Annotated in this window: 22 protein-coding genes; 11 read left to right on the top strand and 11 right to left on the bottom strand. The window is 66.2% G+C overall.

Features of this window, described 5'->3' with window-relative positions; translation table 11 throughout:
* The first annotated feature begins 27 nt into the window (after positions 1 to 27).
* Entirely contained in the window at positions 28 to 1,386 is a 1,359-nt protein-coding gene (locus tag NED97_RS01370; RefSeq protein ID WP_252488951.1) for a hypothetical protein, read from the top strand.
* Between the two features lie 33 nt (positions 1,387 to 1,419).
* Here the strand turns inward: NED97_RS01370 and NED97_RS01375 are convergent, their stop codons facing one another.
* Complete coding sequence (locus NED97_RS01375) at positions 1,420 to 2,019, bottom strand: magnesium transporter (RefSeq protein WP_252488952.1); 600 nt, start codon at positions 2,017 to 2,019, stop codon at positions 1,420 to 1,422.
* Positions 2,016 to 2,588, bottom strand: coding sequence for a magnesium transporter (locus NED97_RS01380; RefSeq protein ID WP_252488953.1), 573 nt, complete (start codon positions 2,586 to 2,588; stop codon positions 2,016 to 2,018). The genes NED97_RS01375 and NED97_RS01380 overlap by 4 nt, the downstream gene beginning before the upstream one ends.
* Positions 2,589 to 2,723: 135 nt before the next feature.
* On the opposite strand from NED97_RS01380, the gene NED97_RS01385 reads away from it, so the two are divergent.
* On the top strand, positions 2,724 to 2,981 hold the full coding sequence (locus tag NED97_RS01385; protein ID WP_252488954.1) for a hypothetical protein: 258 nt from the start codon (positions 2,724 to 2,726) through the stop codon (positions 2,979 to 2,981).
* A gap of 114 nt (positions 2,982 to 3,095) precedes the next feature.
* Positions 3,096 to 4,775 (top strand): aldehyde ferredoxin oxidoreductase family protein, encoded by a 1,680-nt coding sequence (locus tag NED97_RS01390; RefSeq protein WP_252488955.1) that lies wholly within the window; start codon positions 3,096 to 3,098, stop codon positions 4,773 to 4,775.
* Between the two features lie 20 nt (positions 4,776 to 4,795).
* Here NED97_RS01390 and NED97_RS01395 read toward each other — a convergent pair whose 3' ends face one another.
* Positions 4,796 to 5,971 carry an MFS transporter gene (locus NED97_RS01395; RefSeq protein ID WP_252488956.1) on the bottom strand — a complete coding sequence of 392 codons (1,176 nt, stop codon included), beginning with the start codon at positions 5,969 to 5,971 and terminating at the stop codon, positions 4,796 to 4,798.
* Between the two features lie 203 nt (positions 5,972 to 6,174).
* Here NED97_RS01395 and NED97_RS01400 point away from each other — a divergent pair, with 203 nt between their 5' ends.
* From NED97_RS01400 to NED97_RS01410, 3 genes are read left to right on the top strand one after another with little or no spacing between them, the layout of a single operon-like run.
* Positions 6,175 to 7,536 (top strand): ethanolamine ammonia-lyase subunit EutB, encoded by a 1,362-nt coding sequence (locus NED97_RS01400; protein ID WP_252488957.1) that lies wholly within the window; start codon positions 6,175 to 6,177, stop codon positions 7,534 to 7,536.
* A 2-nt stretch (positions 7,537 to 7,538) separates the two neighbouring features.
* The gene (gene eutC, locus NED97_RS01405) at positions 7,539 to 8,339 is read left to right on the top strand and encodes an ethanolamine ammonia-lyase subunit EutC (RefSeq protein ID WP_252488958.1); all 801 of its coding nucleotides are present in this window, start codon (positions 7,539 to 7,541) and stop codon (positions 8,337 to 8,339) included.
* A 6-nt stretch (positions 8,340 to 8,345) separates the two neighbouring features.
* Positions 8,346 to 9,803 carry an ethanolamine ammonia-lyase reactivating factor EutA gene (locus tag NED97_RS01410; RefSeq protein ID WP_252488959.1) on the top strand — a complete coding sequence of 486 codons (1,458 nt, stop codon included), beginning with the start codon at positions 8,346 to 8,348 and terminating at the stop codon, positions 9,801 to 9,803.
* 3 nt (positions 9,804 to 9,806) lie between these two features.
* Here the strand turns inward: NED97_RS01410 and NED97_RS01415 are convergent, their stop codons facing one another.
* The gene (locus NED97_RS01415; protein ID WP_252488960.1) at positions 9,807 to 10,127 is read right to left on the bottom strand and encodes a hypothetical protein; all 321 of its coding nucleotides are present in this window, start codon (positions 10,125 to 10,127) and stop codon (positions 9,807 to 9,809) included.
* Between the two features lie 79 nt (positions 10,128 to 10,206).
* A complete protein-coding gene (locus NED97_RS01420) occupies positions 10,207 to 11,343 on the bottom strand; it encodes a thiolase family protein (RefSeq protein WP_252488961.1) in 1,137 nt (378 codons plus the stop codon).
* 181 nt (positions 11,344 to 11,524) lie between these two features.
* Between NED97_RS01420 and NED97_RS01425 the strand changes: the two genes are divergently transcribed.
* Positions 11,525 to 12,166, top strand: coding sequence for a DUF5806 family protein (locus NED97_RS01425; protein ID WP_252488962.1), 642 nt, complete (start codon positions 11,525 to 11,527; stop codon positions 12,164 to 12,166).
* A 3-nt stretch (positions 12,167 to 12,169) separates the two neighbouring features.
* Here NED97_RS01425 and NED97_RS01430 read toward each other — a convergent pair whose 3' ends face one another.
* Positions 12,170 to 12,673: a DUF7529 family protein gene (locus NED97_RS01430; protein WP_252488963.1), complete on the bottom strand. Its 504-nt coding sequence runs from the start codon at positions 12,671 to 12,673 to the stop codon at positions 12,170 to 12,172.
* Positions 12,674 to 12,770: 97 nt separating this feature from the next.
* Positions 12,771 to 13,493 (bottom strand): lipoate--protein ligase family protein, encoded by a 723-nt coding sequence (locus tag NED97_RS01435; protein ID WP_252488964.1) that lies wholly within the window; start codon positions 13,491 to 13,493, stop codon positions 12,771 to 12,773.
* Positions 13,494 to 13,558: 65 nt separating this feature from the next.
* Here NED97_RS01435 and NED97_RS01440 point away from each other — a divergent pair, with 65 nt between their 5' ends.
* From NED97_RS01440 to NED97_RS01450, 3 genes are all read left to right on the top strand, one after another.
* A complete protein-coding gene (locus tag NED97_RS01440) occupies positions 13,559 to 14,437 on the top strand; it encodes a hypothetical protein (protein WP_252488965.1) in 879 nt (292 codons plus the stop codon).
* A 106-nt stretch (positions 14,438 to 14,543) separates the two neighbouring features.
* Positions 14,544 to 15,206: a helix-turn-helix domain-containing protein gene (locus tag NED97_RS01445; RefSeq protein ID WP_252488966.1), complete on the top strand. Its 663-nt coding sequence runs from the start codon at positions 14,544 to 14,546 to the stop codon at positions 15,204 to 15,206.
* 58 nt (positions 15,207 to 15,264) lie between these two features.
* A complete protein-coding gene (locus NED97_RS01450) occupies positions 15,265 to 15,447 on the top strand; it encodes a hypothetical protein (protein WP_252488967.1) in 183 nt (60 codons plus the stop codon).
* Positions 15,448 to 15,522: 75 nt separating this feature from the next.
* Here the strand turns inward: NED97_RS01450 and NED97_RS01455 are convergent, their stop codons facing one another.
* From NED97_RS01455 to NED97_RS01465, 3 genes are all read right to left on the bottom strand, one after another.
* Entirely contained in the window at positions 15,523 to 15,774 is a 252-nt protein-coding gene (locus NED97_RS01455) for a Sec-independent protein translocase subunit TatA/TatB (RefSeq protein WP_252488968.1), read from the bottom strand.
* A gap of 167 nt (positions 15,775 to 15,941) precedes the next feature.
* Positions 15,942 to 17,327, bottom strand: a complete 1,386-nt coding sequence (locus NED97_RS01460; RefSeq protein WP_252488969.1) for a serpin family protein — start codon at positions 17,325 to 17,327, stop codon at positions 15,942 to 15,944.
* A 107-nt stretch (positions 17,328 to 17,434) separates the two neighbouring features.
* Positions 17,435 to 17,944 (bottom strand): DUF4385 domain-containing protein, encoded by a 510-nt coding sequence (locus NED97_RS01465; RefSeq protein WP_252488970.1) that lies wholly within the window; start codon positions 17,942 to 17,944, stop codon positions 17,435 to 17,437.
* A gap of 126 nt (positions 17,945 to 18,070) precedes the next feature.
* Here NED97_RS01465 and NED97_RS01470 point away from each other — a divergent pair, with 126 nt between their 5' ends.
* Complete coding sequence (locus NED97_RS01470; protein ID WP_252488971.1) at positions 18,071 to 18,556, top strand: PaaI family thioesterase; 486 nt, start codon at positions 18,071 to 18,073, stop codon at positions 18,554 to 18,556.
* A gap of 27 nt (positions 18,557 to 18,583) precedes the next feature.
* Here NED97_RS01470 and NED97_RS01475 read toward each other — a convergent pair whose 3' ends face one another.
* Complete coding sequence (locus NED97_RS01475) at positions 18,584 to 18,757, bottom strand: hypothetical protein (RefSeq protein ID WP_252488972.1); 174 nt, start codon at positions 18,755 to 18,757, stop codon at positions 18,584 to 18,586.
* Positions 18,758 to 18,778 lie beyond the last annotated feature (21 nt).

The raw sequence follows: 18,778 nt of genomic DNA on the forward strand, positions 1-18,778 counted from the left end.
CGGAGAGCGGCCACGAGGAATACACACATGGATCTAAATCGCCGCGAATTCAGCACAGCTGCGGGGGTATCACTTTCAGCGATCCTTGCAGGGTGTGGCGTACTCGAGGACGACGAAGACGAAGACGAGGACGAGGAGGATTCCGACCTGGACCTCGACGGTCTCGAGGAGCTGGACGACAACGAGACGGACGACGAGACGGACGCCGAAGACGGAAGCGACGAGTCGGGACTGCAGGAAGACGAGTCGGTACCGGGAACGATCCTGCTGTCGGACGAGGCCGAAGCTCACCTCGCGGTCGTGCAACACACCTTCACCTGGATGGGCGAGCCGCCGAGCGAGCAGTGTTACGTTCACGTGATGCTCGAGAACGCGGGCGATGCGGAACTGACGGTCGACATGGAGGCCCGGATCTACGACGAGAGCGGATCCGAACTCTCCTCGAGCATCCGGATCTACGACGAAGACGGGAGCGAACTCGCCTCGGACGGGGACACCACCGTCGAGGGACCCGAACCGGGCGAGGACGACGCGGTCTACTCGCTCGAACTCGACAACTGCGAGGAAACTGCCGAGTACGAATTCGAGATCAGCAACCTCGAGGTCGTCGGCGGCGAAGACGAGGACGAGCAGGACGGTGAGGATTCCGAGGGCGAAGACGAGCCCTACGAGCCCGACGAGAAAGACGACTCCGACGAAGGCGGGGACCACGAGGGCACCGACGGCGACGGGAACGAGCAGGGCACCGAGTCCAGCGATGAGGACGAAGATGAGGAGGAGCAGGACGATGATCGAGTCGGTGACGAGGACGATAGCGGCGAGGACGAACAGGACGGCGAGGACGAAGATAGCGATGGAGACGACGGCCAGGACGAGGATGGCGACGATGACGACGAGGCACAGAACGATGAGGAGGGTAGCGACGAGGACGGCGAGCAGGGCGACGACGATGAAGACGGAGACGAGCAGGATGACGGGAATGATGATGAACAGGACGGCGAGGACAACGACGAACAGGACGGCGATGACGAAGATGGCGATGGAGACGACGGCCAGAACGGCCAGGACGGGGATGACGAAGAGGAACAGAACGATGAGGAGGGCGGCGACGAAGACGAACAGGACGGCGAGGATGAACAGGACGGTGATGACGAAAGTAGCGACGGAGACGACGACGGTGAGGACGAGGGCGAAGAGGAAGACGAGAACGACGAGCAGGACGGAGATAGCGACGACTCCAGTGACGAGGGGGAACTTAGTACCGGAAACGAAAGCGACGAGGACGCGAACGAGTCCGATGATACCGACGAGGATGACGATCTGCTCTCGTTCAACGTGTCCGACGGGTCCGGAAACGAAAGCGACGAAGGCAACGAGACCGACTGACCGATCTCGAGTTCCGCGCCGATCGGACTCCGTCTAGAGGACGACCCAGACCACGCCGAAGAGGATGAGCACGCCCGTGATATCACAGACGTTCGTGACGACGGGAATCGTCGTGTCGTCGGGGTCGTAACCGAGTCGGTAGGAGGCGTAGACCGAGGCCGTGCTGACGACGACGACCCAGATCGCGAGCAGCATGCCGCTGAGGATCGTGATGAGCAACAGCGTGCCGAGCCCGAGCGTACCGCCGAGCGCGCGACCGATCCCCCACGATGCGATCCCGAGCAGGACGAACACCGTCGCCGCGAGCCCCATGACGGCGCCGACGTTCGCTCGAATATTCGGATTGTCCGGAGAGAACTCGAGCGTACCGAGATGCAACTGGGTCGAGAACCGCGCGCACATAATCGATCCCAGATTGCCGGCGGTACCGATCATCACCGGGACGAGGATCAACAGCGAGGGGTTCTCGAGCAACTGCTCCTCGAAGCTCTCGAGGACGGTTCCCGATACCATCTGAAGGATCGAGAGCGCGGCGAGCAGCGGCACGAGCGTCGTCACGATGTTTCGGACCGTCCAGTCGCCGACGAGATCGGGATCAAGGTCCTCGCCGGCCAGGAGATCACCGCCGCTCACAGCACCACCCCGGTGACGGCGATACCGGTCAGCAGGAAGGCGATACCGAAGACGTCACCCACCGTCGTGACGACCGGGCCGATGACGTTGTCGGGGTCGAGTCCGCGGCGATACCCCTTGAAGATCACGGTGAGCAGGACGCCGAGCATCGCGAACGCGCTCAACAGGGCGGCGACGAGCAGGATGATCACGAGTTCGAGCAGGCTCCCGCCGCGACCCAGCACGAGCAGGATGGCCCAGGCGAGCACCGCGATGAACACCGAGACGGCGATGCCGTTCAGAAACGAGGCGACGATCGCGTTCCGGAGGCGGTCGCTCCACTCGAAGTGTGGGTCGATCAGTCCCTGATGGAGGCCGCTCGAGAGCCGCGCCCCGAGCGAGCCGTAGACACCGCCGCGCGTGGCGAGAAAGGCGGGCAACAGGAGAAGAATTCCGGGGACGCTCTCGATTCCCTCGCGCATTGTCTCGGTGCCGAGCAGCGTGCCGGCGAACAGTCCCGCGGCGAGACTGACGAGGATGACTGGCAGCGCCTGCCGATAGACGTCGACGGCTGAATCGTGGCCGACCATTCGTTTCGCAGTTGGCCACCGTCACACTAAGACTTCCGCATGGCAGCTTCCGTACTCCGTCGTCAGGCTCCGTTCCTCGCTGCCGACGCGGCTCCCACAAGAGCTATACCGCAACTCCACCGTTGCCGTGGTACGATGCCGCACGGAACACTCCCGCTACGCGTTACCGGCGACGCCCTTCACCCCGGAACGACGGTCCGATACCACTACCGAACCGGCAGCGCACTCGCAACCGTTATCGAGCGGACGGACCAGCACGTAACGTTCGTCGGCGACGACTGCGACGGACGGTTCACGCACGACCAAATCGAGCAACTGCTCGCGACTGACCGCCTTCAGGTCGTCCTCGACGACGAACTCCACGCGCCCGAGCGCGGGCTCTCGAAGCGGTGACCGGTGACGGCGCTCGGTCTTCGACGCTGGTAGCGACCGCTCGTTGATCGTCCCCCGCGCTCTGCGCCGTCGAACCAAACGGCTTTTGCGTGAGTGCGTCGCACATCATCGAATATGAAACACGTTCGTGGTCCGCTCTGTTCGATCGACCTCGGCGAGCGATCGGCGACGACGGAATCGATCGACGACGAACTCGAGTCGTTCATCGGCGGTCGTGCGCTCGGAACGAAACTGGCCCACGACCGCGTTCCGTTCGACGCGGAACCGCTCGAGGCCGACAACCGGCTCTACTTCGCGACGGGGCCGCTCCAGCACTCGCAGATGAGCTTCACCGGACGGATGTCGGCGACGGGGCTGTCGCCGCTGACCGACGGGTTGCTCTCCTCGAACGCCGGCGGATTCCTCTCGCGGAACTTCACCGCGACGGGCTACAGCGCCCTCGAAGTCACCGGCGCGAGCGACGAACTCGTCGTCGTCCACGTTACGGACGAGGGAGTCGAGTTCGAAGCCGTTCCGAACCTCGAGGAGGCGACGGTCTCGGAGACCTGCGAGTACATCGAGGACGAACACGGTCTCGAGTCGGAGCACACGGTAGTCGTCGGTCCCGCGGGCGAGAACGAGGTCCGGTTCGCCTCGATCATGACCTCGAAGGAGCGCGCGTTCGGTCGGGGCGGACTGGGTGCCGTTCTGGGGGCGAAGAACGTCAAGGCGATCACCTTCGACGGCGACTCGACCCGAGACGTCGAGATTCCGCCGCTGCAGACGGACGTTCACGGCGAGGCTGCCAAGTCCGACCACATCATGAAACGCCAGGGCACCTCCTCGATGACCGAATTCGCGAACGAGGTCGAGGCGCTGCCGACGCGGTACTTCTCCGAGACCGCGTTCGAAGGCGCCGAGGGCGTCAGCGGCGATCGCGTCGAGGAGAAGAAGTACAAGAAGGGCACCTGCTCGGCCTGCGCGTTCGCCTGCAAGCTCCCGACCAGAGACGAGGAGTCGGGCCTCGAGACCGAGGGGCCGGAGTACGAGACGGTCATGGCGTTCGGCCCGAACTCCGGCGTCGACGACATCGTCGACGTCATGCAGTCGAACAAGCTCTGCGACGAATTCGGGATGGACACCATCTCCTGTGGCGACACGGTCGCGGCCTACCTGGCGAGCGAGGACGAGTTCGGCAACGTCGAGTTGATCCACGACCTCGTCGAGAAGATCGCCTACCGCGACGGAATCGGGGACGACCTGGCGGAGGGGGTCGACCGCGTCCACGACGACCTCGGCGTCGAGAACTGGTCGGTAAAGGGACTCGAGTTCCCCGCTCACGACGGCCGTACCTTGAACGGACAGGGACTGGCCTTCGCCACCTCGAACCGCGGCGCCGACCACATGTACGCCGAGTTCTATCCCTACGAGTACCCGCTGGTCGACTCCGAGAAGGCCTTCGAGAAGTCGGGGCTCGAAGAGAAACCGACGAAGGTCGTCGAACTCGAGAACGCGAACGCGATCAAGGACAGCGCCGTCCTCTGTAAGTTCTCGCGGGATTTCGTCGACGAGGACCGGCTGTCGACCCTGCTCGACGCCGACTACGAGGACCTCCTCGAGATCGGCGGCCGGGTCGTCGCGCTCGAGCGCCACTTCAACAACCGGCGCGGCTTCGACCGAGACGACGACGCGCTGCCGTACGAACTGCCGGACTTCGAGGCCGCGCTCGAGGAGTACTACGCGGAACGCGACTGGAACGACGACGGAACCGTTCCCGAGGGCCACGTCGACGACGCCGCGCCGGCGGACGACTAGTTCCGGGTTCGACTCCTTCCTCAGTCCGCCGTCGTCCCGACCGTCGGTGCGTTCGCCGTCCCGGTCCACAGCCACGTCGCCGCGATAGTGGCCGAGAGTGCGACGCCGATCACGACCGTGAGCCACAGCGCCCGACCGAGTCCGTACGGTTCCGCGAGGACGCCCACGAGCGCGGGCGCGGTTGCGATGCCGGCGTAGGTCGCGCCGGTCGTCACGGCGTTGATCGGGCCGCTGTACTCGGGGGCCGCCTCGACGGCGTACGCCGACAGGGCCGGAAAGCCGCTCGAGAGGCCGGCGCCGGCGACGAAGACGGCGACGAAGAGTATCGGTCCGGTCACGCCGGAGAACGCGACCGCCAGTGCGGGGATCGCGAGGGCGGTCGTGCCGAGCAGGAGCACGAGGTAGGGGACCCGGTCGACGACGAGCGTGTAGCCGGCCCGCGCGGGCACGTACGCCAGCAGGTAGGTCGATAACAGCAGGTTGGCCGTTCCCGTCCCGTAGAAGCCGCCGGCGTAGTAGGCGAGCCAGGTAAAGACGATCCCTTCGACGGCGCCGGTACACAGGATTCCGACGGACGCGCCGACGACGGCCGGCCGACGGAGGAGTTCTCCGAGCGCGTCGACCGAGATCGATCGCTCGGCCTCCATCGACGGGAGGTCGGTCCGAACCGCGACGACCGCGACCGGGACGAAACAGCAGGCGAGCACGAGGAAGACGACCCGCCAGTCGGTAACCACGAGAACGGCGCTGACGAGCTGGGGTCCGAGCACGGCGCCGACGGCCCACGCGAGCGCGTAGGCGGTGTAGATCCGGCCGCGACGGGCCGCGTGGAGGTGGCTCAGGACCGCACGGTCGATGCCGCGAAACACCCCCGCAGCCGTGCCCTGGGCCAGCAGCGCGAGCAGAAAGACGACGTACAGGGGGGCGGCTGCCATCGCGATGAGCGCACAGACGGCACCGACGACCCCGAGCGCGAGCGCCCGTCGCATTCGGATGCGGCCGGCGAGCAACCCCGTCGCGACGGCTGCGACGGCGAAGCCGACGGTTCCGGCCGGCGCGACCAGTCCGAGTGCCGCCTCGGACGCGCCGAACGTCGCCTCGAGACTCGAGAGGATCGGCCCTCTCGCCTGCATCGCCATCGCGTCGCCGAGGATGAACAGGAAAATCGCGACGGTCCACACTCGCGCTCGTTCCATACGTCGGCTGTCGTCTCGGCGGAGAAAACCGTGGCTATCGCGGAAGGTGTGGGACGACTCCGGCCCGCCGCTCGAGCGGGTTCGACGGCCGCACGCGTCGTCCGTCCCTCGAACGCACCGTGGCTTTCGTCGCAGCAACCGTTCGTTGGTAACAGCTACCAAACTATGAAGCGTATCCTCGTCATAGTGGCCGGCATCGCACTATGGCAATCCAAACCACTGATTCGGCGGCCGGGGATCGTTTCGATTCCGTCATCGAGGTTCTCGCCAAGGCGAACGAGCCCAAGACCGGCGACGAACTCGCCGGGATCGCGGCGTCGTCGGACGCCGAGCGGGTCGCCGCCAAACGGGCCCTGGCCGGAATGCGACTCGAGACGCTCCGCGAGAACCCGGTCGTCCCGGCGACGGACGACGAGGTAACGCGGGTCATCCAGGAGGCCGTCCGGGAGCCGGTGTACGACGAGATCGAGGAGTGGACCGTCGCCGACCTGCGGGAGTTCCTCGTCGCCAGCGACACGGGAGAGCGCGAGATCGCGGCGATCCGACCCGGACTCACGAGCGAGATGATCGCCGCGGTGACGAAGCTCATGTCGAACATGGACCTCGTCCTCGTCACCTCGAAGATGGAGGTGACGGCCCGCTGTAACACGACGGTCGGCGAGGCGGGAACCCTCTCGTTTCGACTGCAGCCGAACGACCCCGCGGACGACGTCTCGAACATCGTCGACGCCACGCGAGAAGGGCTGGCGTACGGCGTCGGTGACGCGGTGATCGGCATCAACCCCGTCCAGGACAGCGTCGAGACCACGACGCGCATCCTCGAGGCGACCCACGAGTTCGTGGAGGAGTGGGGCGTCCCGACCCAGAACTGCTGTCTCGCCCACGTCACCACCCAGATGGACGCCATCCGCGAGGGCGCGCCGGCGGACCTGATCTTCCAGAGCCTCGCCGGCACCGAGGCCGGGAACGACGAGTTCGGGGTAGACGTCGACCTCCTCGACGAAGCCTACGACCTCGCGCAGCGTCGCTGCGTGTCGTCCGGGCCGAACGTGATGTACTTCGAGACGGGGCAGGGTGCGGAACTCTCGGGCGACGCCCACCGCGGCGTCGACCAGCTCACTCTCGAGGCGCGCTGTTACGGCCTCGCGAAGCGCTACGACCCGTTCCTCGTCAACACCGTCGTCGGCTTCATCGGCCCGGAGTACCTCTACGACGGCCAGCAGGTCATCCGGGCGGGGCTCGAGGACGTGTTCATGGGCCAGCTACACGGCATCTCGATGGGGATCGACGCCTGCTACACGAACCACATCCAGGCCGACCAGAACGACATCGAGAACCTCGCCGTCCTGCTCGCCGCCGCGGGAACGAACTACTTCATCACGGTCCCGATGGGCGACGACGTGATGCTGAACTACCAGTCGAACAGCTACCACGACGCCGCCGCCCTCTGGGAGATATTCGACCTCGGCCCGACCCCCGCGTTCCGCGAGTGGCTCGCCGAGATGGATATCTGGCGCGACGGCCACCTCACCGACCGCGCGGGCGATCCGACCATCTTCACGTAACCATGGCATCCAACACCGATTCCGACTCCGACGCGCTCGAATCGACTCCCGATCACGACTCCAACCGCGATCACGCGGACGAGGAATCGCTCCGGCGAATCGTCGACCGCACGCCGACGCGCCTCGGCGTCGGTCGCGCCGGCCCGCGACCGACCACCGAGTCGCTGCTCGAGTTCCGGGCGGACCACGGCGTCGCCCGCGACGCGGTGCGCTCGCAGGTGAGAGACGAACTGATCGAGGACCTCGACCTCGTCAGGCTGCGGACGCGAGTCGCGGACAAGGATCAGTACCTCGCCCGGCCCGACCTCGGTCAAGAGCTCGACGACGGGAGCCTCGAGCGACTCGAGCGCGAGTGCCAATCCGACCCCGAAGTCCAGATCGTCGTCAGCGACGGGCTCTCGTCGACCGCCGTCGAGGCGAACGTCCCGGAACTACTGGCGGTCCTCCGGGACGGGCTCGAGAATCGCGGTATCTCCGTCGGAACGCCGGTCTTCGTCGAGTTCGGCCGCGTGGACGTGATGGACGCCGTCGGCGAGGAACTCGGCGCCGACTGCTGCGTGAACCTCATCGGCGAACGACCCGGTCTTCGGACCGCCGAGAGCCTGAGCGCGTACCTGGTGTACGGCCCGGAGCGGGGGATGGCGACCGCCAAGAAGTCGGTCGTCTCGAACGTCCACGGCGGCGGCCTCCCGCCGGTCGAGGCCGGCGCCGAACTCGTCGACCTGCTCGCCGAGATGCTTGAGGAGAAAGCCAGCGGTATCGACCTCCGCGAGGACGACCGCGAGTTCCGGACGGAGTCCTGACCGGCCGTGACCGAACGTCCGGAGCGGCTGACGAGCGTCGGCGTCGACGTCGGCACGACCACGACCCACGTAATCGTCAGCCGCCTGCGAGTCGAGACGCCGCCGGGAGGCGCCGCGAGCCCCGAGATCACCGACCGCGAGGTCGTCCACCGCGGGACGGTCCGCGAGACGCCGCTGCTCGACGCCGAGACGATCGACGTCGACCGCGTCGCGGCGTTCGTCGACCGCGAACTCGAGGCGGCCGGCGTCGAACCCGCGAACGTCGACACCGGTGCGGTGATCGTCACCGGCGAGACCGCGCGCCGGGAGAACGCCGAACCGCTCGTCCACCGGATCGCGGCGGACGCGGGCCAGTTCGTCGCGGCGACGGCCGGCGCCGACCTCGAGGCGGTGCTCGCCGGCCGCGGCTCCGGGGCGGCGACCCGCGCCGCCGAGACGGGCGGTACCGTCGCCAACGTCGACGTCGGCGGAGGCACGACCAACATCGCTATCTTCGAGGGTCGACCGAGTGCGGGTCGCGGGCGGAGCGGAGCGCGCGTCGGAGAGACGCGCTGTCTGGACGTCGGCGGTCGGCTCGTCGGGTTCGACGACGGAGGCCGGATCAGCTCGATCTCTCCGCCGGCACAGTTGCTCGCGGACGCGCTCGAGCTTCCGATCGCGGTCGGCGAACGGCCCGACGACGAAACGCTCGCCGCGCTCGCGGGGGCGATGGCGGATCGAATCGTCGCTCTGCTCGAAGGGCCGCCGTTCGACCCCCTCACGCGCGACCTGGTGATCGGCGACCCTCCGGAGGAACCGGTCGACCTGGACGGCGTCGTCTTCAGCGGCGGCGTCGGCCGACTCGTCGACGCGCCGCCGTCCGACCCGTTCGAGTACGGCGATCTCGGCGGGCTCCTCGCGGCGAGCCTCTCGAGCCACGAGACGGTCCGGTCGTGGCCGATGCTCGAGTCCGCGGAGGACATCCGGGCGACCGTCGTCGGCGCCGGGACCGAGACGACCGCCCTCAGCGGCCGCACGATCTCGCTCGAGGCCGACGCGCTTCCGCTGCGAAACGTTCCGGTCGCCGCGGTCGCGGGCGTCGCCGACCGTGAGGGCGACGCGCTCGTCTCGCGGTTCGAAGCGACGGTCTCCCGGATCGAGGAACTGCACGATCCCGCGGACCTCGACGCCGTCGCGCTCGCGATCAACGACGTCGGTTCCCTGGAGTACGAGCGGCTACAGGCGGTCGCCGATGCGCTCGAGGAGGCACTCGAGGCGCTCTCACGATCGGTATCCGTCGTCGTCGTCACTCGTCAGAACTGCGCGAAGGTCCTCGGACAGACGCTCCGGAGCCGAACGGACCGGCGGCTGCTCGTGCTCGACGAAGTACGAATCGCGGACGGGGACTACCTCGATATGGGGGCGCCGATGGCGGGCCACGAGAGCGTTCCCGTGGTGGTGAAAACGCTCGCCTTCGGGGAGTAACGGCTAGCTCTCTCGCTCGGACTGCCGTTCGTCCGCCGGCTCCCGATCGTCGCCTCTGGACGGCAGCGGCGCGTCGTCGGCCCTCGAGGGATGAATGTTGTAGTTGTTCCCTCTGTAGGGATCGCTCTCCGGATCGTAATCCAGCTCGCTGCGCTCGAAGAGGTAGACGAAGAAGCCAAAGAGCGGGACGAAGAAGGTGATCGCGGCCCACTTCCGCGGCGGCTCGAGGCCGACCCGCCCCGCGTCGTAGTAGACGAACGCGGTGATCCCGAGGTGCCAGGCGAGCGGAATCCCGATGATCGCCGCCAACAGGATGTTGCTCATACGCGCCCTACGACTCGAGACTACTAAATCGCCGGCCAAAAACGGACTCGAGAAACCCGAAGGGTCGAAATCGATCGCCTCAGTCGACTTCGAACTCGATCGCCGCACCCTGACCGAAGCCGACACAGAGCGTCGCCAGACCGAGACCGCCGCCGCGCTTTTGCAGTTCGTGGATCAGCGTTACCGGCAGGCGTGCACCGGAGGCGCCGAGCGGATGTCCGATAGCGATTGCGCCGCCGTTGACGTTGAAGATGTCGGGATCAATTCCGAGCTGATCGCGCGAGTAGAGACTCTGACTGGCGAAGGCCTCGTTGAGCTCGACGAGGTCGTACTCCTCGATGTCGCGGCCGTTGCGCTCGAGCAGGCCCTCGGTCGCGGGCACCGGGCCGATTCCCATAACGGTGGGGTCGACGCCGGCGACGTTGTTCCGGCCGACTTCGGCCAGGATCTCGAGGTCGTGCTCCTCGGCGAAGGCCTCGCTCGTCACGAGCAGGGCGGAGGCGCCGTCGGAGATCTGGGAGGCGTTGCCGGGGGTGACGGTGCCGTCGGACTTGAAGACGGTCGGCAGTTCGGCGAGCTTCTCGGCGGTCGTTCCGGGGCGGATCCCCTCGTCCTCGTCGACGGTGCCGTCCTCGGTTTCGATCGGGACGATCTCGTCGTCGAAGCGGCCTTCCTCGGTCGCCTCGGCGGCGCGCTGCTGGCTCTGTGCGGCGTACTCGTCCTGTTCCTCGCGGCTGACGCCGTACTCCTCGGCGACCTTCTCGGCGGTCATCCCCATCTGCAGTTCGCCGATGTTGTAGTACTCGGCCATCTTCGGGTGGACGTTCGAGTGATTCTCGCCCATCGGGACGCGGGACATGTTCTCGACGCCGCCGGCGATGATCGCGTCGCGGTTGCCCGCGGCGATCGCGTCCGAGGCGGAGATGACCGCCTGCATCGACGAGGCACACCAGCGGTTGATCGTCGTCCCGGGAACGTCCTCGCCCAGTTCCGACAGGAGCGCGATGACGCGAGCCATGTTGTTCCCCTGCTCGCCGCGTTGCTGGGCACAGCCCCACATCAGGTCGTCCACCTCCGCACCGGTGAGGCCGGTTTCGGCGAGGATATCGTCGATCAGCGCCACCGACAGGTCCTCGCTGCGGAGGTCCGCGAAGACGCCGTCTTCTTTCCCCTGCGGAGTTCGTACTGCCTCGACAACGACCGGTGTCTGTGTCATACTCTACCGAATGTCCTTCATGAACTTAAATCCGCGACAACTCTTACGGACGCAAGAGCCGTTTACGGCGCCGTTCGGTACGCATTCGTCGTCTGTCGCTCGAGACGCGTTCGTCCGCGAGAGGAGCCGCGTTCGCCTACGGGAGACAATCCTTATTTCGGGCGTGTGGGTATAGGCGGCCATGGACGAGGACGGACCGAGTGCAGGAGGGACGACGGACGAGAGCCGTGACGCCGACGTAGCCGAAACGACGGCCACCCGTGATGATAGCGAACAGCAGCGCGACGACGCGATGCCGGGCGTTCCGGATCCCGAACCCGAGGGGAGCGACGTGCCGGAAGACGTTCGAAAGTACGCCCGCTTCAAGAAGATGGACGGCGCCCAGTACGAGCGGGTCAACGAGTTCCTTCGCGACCGGACCTACATCACGGCCAGGGAGTGGGCTATCGCGCGGCTCTGTTCTGACTTCCGGACCGAGACCGGCGTCGAGATGACCAAGATCGGCGAGAACCTCCCCGAACTCGTCCCCTTCATGACCGACACCTACACGCCGCAGGCGGTCAACCAGGCTCGCTCGTCGTTCGAGGAGAAGGTGCGCATGGCGGGCGCGACCTTCCTCTACGGGGCGATGTGCGACTTCTTCACCGCCGAAGAGCTCGACGACGTGATGTACGAGTCGACCGAGGTCGCCAAGTTTCTGCTCGAGGTCGAAGGCGTCGACCTCTCCGTCGAGGACGAACTCGAGGCCGAGGAGCGCATCTCGAGCGTGATGCGGGAGGTGCGCGACGCGAGCGCGGAGCTTCGGGAGCGGGACGAGGAGTGAGGGCTACCCGTCGCCCCACTTCCGGACGTCCGACTCCTCGAGGAACAGCGACGGATCCTCGTGAGAGAAGACGATCCACTGCTCGGCCGCTTCCGGCCGGACGTGGATCTGGAGGTCCGCCTCGCGAAGCGCGCGCTCGAAGACGCCGTGGGACTCCGAGAGCGCGTACGTGAGCGGGACGAAGACGGCCGTCTCGGTCGCCTCGTCGCGCTCGACCGCAAGGGCGAATCGACGGTCGTCGCCCTCTGACGGCCGGTAGTACACCTCGGCGCCACCGAAGGTGACGTCCTCGCGGTCGACGAGTTTCGCGACGAGGTCGTACTCGTCCTCGGTCACTTCGACGTCGAGTCCGAACCGCTCCTCGTCGTCGACCGGCGTCACCTCGATCGGATCGAGCACGACGCCGTCCCAGCCGTCGTCGCGGTAGTTCGCGGCGATTCCGCCCGCGTCCGCGACCAGTTCCCCCCACTCCGGCGTCGTGACGGGGGCTCTGTCGTCGTCGCTCATCGCGACTCCTCCGAGGCTCGTCTGACCATACTCGAGACCACACCGTCCAGAGGAAAAACGTTGCCGCGACTCGAGCCGACCGGGATGGCTGTCGTCGCTATCGAGCGTCTTCGCTGACGCCCGCGGAGACGCCCTCGACCGCCGCCGAGTCGCGACCGTCGCCGACGAGCGCCTCCTCGAGCACCTGGCGGACCCGATCCGGATCCGACGGACCGCCCGCGTCGACCACGCTGCCGACGCTCGCCGGATCGAACGGCACCGCGAGTTCGCCGTAGACCGCCTCGAGCACCGCTGCGAGTTCCTCCCGCCGATCGACGAGGAGGATTCCCGAGACGAGCGCCGCGTCCTGTCGGATCCGCTGGGCGATGCCGACGATCTTTCGCGGTCCGTTCGCGCCTCCGGTCGACAGCGAGTGAGCGCCGGGACAGAACGAGTCCGCGGGCTCGCCGCGCTCGAGGTCGAGTCCCAGCTCTCCGAGTGCGCCCTCCACGGCCGCAGTAAGTCGCTCGTAGCGTTCGTCGGTCCCGCGGCGGAAGTCGGCGATCGGCTCGGCGCGAGCGAACGCGAGCGTCGTCTCGCCGTCGTAGGCGACGGCCCGCCCGCCGACGCTCCGTTCGACCGGCGGGAACCCTCGCTCGCGTACAGCCTTGCGGGCCCGGTCGTACCCGTCGAGTCGGCTGTCCCGTCGCCCGAACGCGACCTGGCGGTGGGGGATCCAGACGCGAACGGCGGGCTCGCCGTCCGCGGCGACCTCGAGCAGGCGGGCGCTCACCTCACGGTCGGTTTCGATCGTCCCCGCACGGCCCCGGAATACGCGCATACGCGGAGCGTTCGGGTCGATGCACCTAAACGCTCTCGCTGCGGAGTCGAACGCGAAACGTATCGATGGCCGTCTCCCTGCCCGAATCACTGCTCGTCCGGTACGAACGGTTCTCGCTGTACAACTCGCCCTACCGCGCCCACGACGGCGGCTGTGCGATCGACCTCTATCCGGGAACCCTGACGGACGGTCGAACGACCGCCGCACCCAGTCCCGTCTCCGGCACCGTTCGCGAGACGAAGACCGTCCGGGCGCCGCCGAAATCCTACGCGCCCGAGCACGACTACCTGATTCTCGTCGACTGCGAGGGCCCGGCAGGACTCGAGGGACTGACGGCCCGCGTGTTGCACGTCGATCCGGACGTCGAGGCCGGCGACCGGGTCGAAGCCGGTGACTCGCTCGGCACGCTCGTCCGTGCAGGCTTTTTCGCCCCGTGGGTCGACAACCACCTCCACGTCGGCTTTCGCGAACCCGGCCAAAATCCGCACCGGGCGTCGGGGTCGTTACCGGTCGATCCGGGCGTCGAGATCGAACCGCTCGCGTGGGACGGCGCCGGCACGGTCGTCGCGACGGGCGACACGTACGCCGTGCTCGACGCGCCGGCGCATCCCGACCCCGGCAAGACGTTCGTCGGCGTCGAGGCCGACGGCGGTGGAATCCTCGACGGCGGATTGCCACACTACGACGGCGGCGGCCTGCTCGGACCTGACGGGGCGATCGAGGGACCCGTCTCCCTGAACGGAGACCGACTCGGCGTCGTCGACGGTCGGACGATCACCTGGGGCGCCGTGACCGTTACCGCGAACGACGAGCCGATAACCGGGCTGTCGCTGTTCTGCGCTCGCGACGCCGACTTCGGGGCGAAGCTGATCTGTCCGGATCGGGCGTTCTCGGTCGGCGATCGAGTCGACGTATCGATTTACACTGATACGACGATTGCGTAGCGCGCAAATGCTCGTCAGAACTGGCGTACCTTCGTGAGTCGATGATTGTCTATCTGTCGTTAGCACGATATTATTATCGAGGGAGACGTAGTCGGGAGCCACGCGGATGGTCGTTATCCTCCGGTTCCAAACCCCCGTCGGAAACTCCGAACTCGGCAGTGCGCTTCGAGTGGAGAGCGGGAGCGCCGTCGAACTCGAGACGCTCGTACCGAGCAGGAAGCGGTCGATTCCGTTTTTCTGGATCCACGCTGCACCACCGGAGTCGATCGTCGACTCGCTCCGGGATCACGAGTCGGTCGAGAGCGTCGAGATCGTCGATCGAATCGACGACGCGACGCTCGTCGCGGTAGAGTGGGTTCCCGAATCGGATACCGTGTTTCGGGATATCGAGGTGTGTGACGGGCAGATCCTGCGAGCAGTCTGCCAGAAGGGGTACTGGGAGTTCGACGTTCGATTCGCCGAACACGATAACCTCTCGGCGTTCAGAGACCGTTGTGAACGTGACGACGTCGCTATTCACGTCCAGCGAATCTACCACGGCACCGACCCGGGCGAAGATCCGCGGTTCGGCCTGACGACCCCCCAGCGGGAGGCGCTGGCGCTCGCGGTCGAACGGGGCTATTACGATATCCCGCGACGGTGTTCGACGGCCGAGTTGGCCGCGGAACTCGGCATCTCGGGCCAGGCGATGACCGAACGCCTTCGACGGGCGATTGCGAACCTCTCTCGATATACGGTGCTCGCCTCGCGGTCGACGACCGACCGGTGAGACCCATGGTCTATCAGGTCCTCGGATTACCTGAATAGCCGCCGTACTTTCGACTGAGATGAGCACCGGAAGCATCGACAATGACCCTGATGAACCCGGCAGGGAGGACGATCGTGATCGCTCTCACGGCAACGAACTCTACATGATGACCGGTGGAACGTACGTCCTCTGTAGCGTCGACTCGTCCTCGACGCAGTGGATCGAAGTTAATTCGGTCGTCGACCTCGACGAATGGCGATGAACGGTCAGTGGCTGACGTAGCACGCCAATCGATGGGCGTCGCTTCCCGTTCGTGAGCCGCCCTCGAAAAACGGCGTCAGTCTGCGGCCCGCTCCGCTTCGGGTTCTGTCTCGGGATCGGGATCGCTGTCCAACTTCGAGGCGGTTCGCATCTCGTCGAGTTCTCGTTCGACCTGGACGCGTCCTTTCTGGAATTCACCCATGGACTCGCCGGCAGCGCGGGCGAGTCCGGGGAGCTTCGCCGAACCGAACAGCAGGACGGCGATGAAGAAGATGATGAGCAGTTCGGGCCCACCAGGCATCATGAATAGCGGTACTGTGGAACTCATCGCGAGCGAGAGTACGCCTTGGGAGGAGTTAAACTAGAAACCTGAGGCGGCCAGTACCGGACGGTGAACCGACCGCGCGGCGATTTCTCGGCGCTCTGTACAGCAACGCTCGAGCGGCCAACGAATACGAGCCGCGTCCAGACCGTGTGCTGAAACGTGTACGCTGATCACTCCCGCAGCGTCTCGCCGTCGACCACTCGACCGAAAAACAACGGCGTCTCCGTCGGTCGATCCCGAATATAAAACAGGAACGGTCGATCGACGGCCAGCTCGACCTGCTCCGCCGGCGCGCTCTCGTCCATCGCGACGGCCGTCGCGGCGGCGGCTTCGGTCCCTTCTTCGTCGACCTCGAGGAAGCTCTCGTGGACGATGTCGCTGATGAACAGGCCGCTCGAATCCCCTTCAACCATCCCGCTGAAGTCCGCGCCGCCTCCGAAGGCTCGCTCCATGCCGAGTTTCTGCATGACTTCGACGAGGCTGACCGTCGACTCGATGCCGAACTTCGGAAGCGCGAGGTCGACCTCCGGACGGGTGGTCTCCTCGAGCATGGTCGCCAGCCGATCGACCGAGAACGACTCCTCGAACGACTCGAACTCGCCCTCAGCCGGGAGAACGACGACCATGCTCGTGTCGTCGTTGGCGTACGGGAGCTCGACGAGCTGGTGGTCGTCGACGTCGGCGTAGCGCAACTCCTCGCGCTGGTGCATCATCTCGACTTCGGTCTCGCTCCCGTCGAGGCTCGCGAACGGCTCCGGCGTGGTATCGGCCGAGTCGAAGTCGTGTTTCCAGGCGGCGAGGAAGTACACCGCGTTCGTCAGGACGAGTCTGGTCGACTCGCTGATCGTGCTCTCGGGTAGCAGGTCCTCGATACGGTCGTCGGTCCGCTCCTCGACCCACGCGTTAATCTCCTGGCGTGCCGCTTCCGGACTGCCCGAGAAGTCGACGAGGCGTTCGCCGGCTTCGTAATAGAGTTCGAGCAACTCGAGGTACTCCTCCTCGAGCGCGAACCCGTCGTCGACCCAGACCGCGTTCGCACTCGAGAGTTCGAAGCCGAGTTCGTCCTCGTCGGTCTCGTTGTCGTCCGTACCGTACGGGTCGTCCACCTCCGCACCGTCTTCGTTTCGGCGCTCGAACTCCGCCTCGAGCGCGCCGAACGCCCCGTGAATCTCGTCGTCCTCGAGTTCGTATCGTAGGGCGTCGGCCATCTCCGTCGCCGTCTCGCCGCGGGCGCCGGCGTAGGTCATCGCCAGCGCGACGGAGACGCTGTACGGCGAGAAGAACAGGTTCTCGTCGGGCCCCTCGGCCCGAAGCTGCTCGAGGAGGTCGAGCGAGAAGGCGACGTTCTCGCGGATCTGTTCGGCGAGCAGGGCGTCCTCGAGGTCGGGATCGGTCACGAACCCGAGTTCCGGAAAGTCGCCGTCGTACTCGTCGGTCGGTTCGGTTCCGTTCGAATCGCCGTTCGACGTCGGGTCGTCGTCCGTGCCGGTACAGCCGGCCATCCCCGCGAGGAGGGCGCCGGAGAGCGCGAGAACAGTTCGTCGATCGGTCGACATGTGACTATCTCCCTCGAGCGCCTGTAAACGCTTTCTGGAGACTGAAACGCCGCTTTGAGCTTGATCGATCGTCGTACTCGATCGGCCGTCGCACTCGAACGGCCGTACTATCCGTGACGGTCGCGGTGTCGCTCCTTCGCGTTCTGATAGGCCTGGTCTTCACGGACTCGCTCCCAGTAGGACTCGAAGACCAGCGCCGCCGCACGCTTTTCGTCGTCGGCCCACTGCTTCGCCTCGCGTTCGCTCCCGTCGCTCGCGGACGCCGTCCGCTCGCCATCCGAGGCGCTGTGCGCCTCGCTCTCGTCGTACTTTCGCCCGCCAGGATACTTCGCGTAGCGCATGGCTCGAGTGTACCCCATCTGAAGGTACTTCCGGGCCATATCCATCCCCGGGAACTCGTCGTTCTCGCGGTACCGTTCGTACCGCTCGTAGATCGCTTCGGCCGACTCCTCGGCGCTCCCCTCGTCCGCGTACGACCACAGCGGCAGCAGTTCGCTCTTGTACGGTTCGACTTTGAACACGCCTTCCTCGCCGCGGCCGATCTCGTACTCGTCGGGGTTCTCGCGGAAGTCGGTGTCGTACTCTGGCCCCTCGGAGCCCTCAGACACGGCGATCACCGGACTTCTCGCGCGTGGTCGAACGCTGGTCCATACGAAACGGACGCCCTCGAGGCGAATGAACCTTCGACAACGGGTAACTCGTGAAACACAGCGATAAAGAGCGTCGCTGGTGGACGAGTGAGCATGAGCGACGATTCACCGGCCTCGGTCGAGGACGTCGACGACATCGCGCAGTTCCTCCAGAACTACATCGACGAGTACCACGAGTTCCTCTCGTGGATCGGGACGAGCGTCGACGACGTCGACAACGGGACGATGACGCTGTCGATCCCCTACGACGAGAAACTGACGAACATTCGGCCCCACGCCGGCGAGGATCAGCGACCCGACATCCACGGCGGGATCGCCGCCACCCTCATCGACACCGTCGGCGGATTCGCCATCCAGACGGATCTCGAGGATCCGCTCTCGACGGGCGTTGCGACGATCAACCTCAACGTCAACTACCTCCGGCCGGCGACGGGCGACCTCGAGGCGACGGCGGAGGTCGTCCGCGTGGGCTCGACCGTCGGCGTCAGCGAGGTCACCGTCGAGAGCACGACGCCGGACGGCGAGACGAAGGCGGTCGCGACCGGACAGGGATCGTATCGGATCTTCCGCACCGACTGAGGAGCGTCCGCTTCCGAGCGGGCACCCTCAGTCGAACGGTCGTTCGGAATCGGTTCGCGGTGGCTCGTCGTCCGGAACGGCATCCTCGCTGGCTCGAGACGCGCGGCGAAGCCGCCAGTGAAGATAGAGTCCGACTGCTCCAACGACGAGGAAGTAGAGGTAGATCGCCGTTTCCACGGAGGCGGGGACCGGGTCGAGCATCAGTGGAAACCTTGGTCCTGT

Source organism: Natronococcus sp. CG52 (assembly GCF_023913515.1).
GTDB lineage: Archaea > Halobacteriota > Halobacteria > Halobacteriales > Natrialbaceae > Natronococcus > Natronococcus zhouii.

Coding starts and splice junctions, on each gene's coding strand:
- NED97_RS01370 (WP_252488951.1), top strand. CDS start 28: ATGGATCTAAATCGCCGCGAATTCAGCACAGCTGCGGGGGTATCACTT.
- NED97_RS01380 (WP_252488953.1), bottom strand. CDS start 2,588: ATGGTCGGCCACGATTCAGCCGTCGACGTCTATCGGCAGGCGCTGCCA.
- NED97_RS01385 (WP_252488954.1), top strand. CDS start 2,724: ATGCCGCACGGAACACTCCCGCTACGCGTTACCGGCGACGCCCTTCAC.
- NED97_RS01390 (WP_252488955.1), top strand. CDS start 3,096: ATGAAACACGTTCGTGGTCCGCTCTGTTCGATCGACCTCGGCGAGCGA.
- NED97_RS01395 (WP_252488956.1), bottom strand. CDS start 5,971: ATGGAACGAGCGCGAGTGTGGACCGTCGCGATTTTCCTGTTCATCCTC.
- NED97_RS01400 (WP_252488957.1), top strand. CDS start 6,175: ATGGCAATCCAAACCACTGATTCGGCGGCCGGGGATCGTTTCGATTCC.
- eutC (WP_252488958.1), top strand. CDS start 7,539: ATGGCATCCAACACCGATTCCGACTCCGACGCGCTCGAATCGACTCCC.
- NED97_RS01415 (WP_252488960.1), bottom strand. CDS start 10,127: ATGAGCAACATCCTGTTGGCGGCGATCATCGGGATTCCGCTCGCCTGG.
- NED97_RS01420 (WP_252488961.1), bottom strand. CDS start 11,343: ATGACACAGACACCGGTCGTTGTCGAGGCAGTACGAACTCCGCAGGGG.
- NED97_RS01425 (WP_252488962.1), top strand. CDS start 11,525: ATGGACGAGGACGGACCGAGTGCAGGAGGGACGACGGACGAGAGCCGT.
- NED97_RS01430 (WP_252488963.1), bottom strand. CDS start 12,673: ATGAGCGACGACGACAGAGCCCCCGTCACGACGCCGGAGTGGGGGGAA.
- NED97_RS01435 (WP_252488964.1), bottom strand. CDS start 13,493: ATGCGCGTATTCCGGGGCCGTGCGGGGACGATCGAAACCGACCGTGAG.
- NED97_RS01440 (WP_252488965.1), top strand. CDS start 13,559: ATGGCCGTCTCCCTGCCCGAATCACTGCTCGTCCGGTACGAACGGTTC.
- NED97_RS01445 (WP_252488966.1), top strand. CDS start 14,544: ATGGTCGTTATCCTCCGGTTCCAAACCCCCGTCGGAAACTCCGAACTC.
- NED97_RS01450 (WP_252488967.1), top strand. CDS start 15,265: ATGAGCACCGGAAGCATCGACAATGACCCTGATGAACCCGGCAGGGAG.
- NED97_RS01455 (WP_252488968.1), bottom strand. CDS start 15,774: ATGAGTTCCACAGTACCGCTATTCATGATGCCTGGTGGGCCCGAACTG.
- NED97_RS01460 (WP_252488969.1), bottom strand. CDS start 17,327: ATGTCGACCGATCGACGAACTGTTCTCGCGCTCTCCGGCGCCCTCCTC.
- NED97_RS01470 (WP_252488971.1), top strand. CDS start 18,071: ATGAGCGACGATTCACCGGCCTCGGTCGAGGACGTCGACGACATCGCG.
- NED97_RS01475 (WP_252488972.1), bottom strand. CDS start 18,757: ATGCTCGACCCGGTCCCCGCCTCCGTGGAAACGGCGATCTACCTCTAC.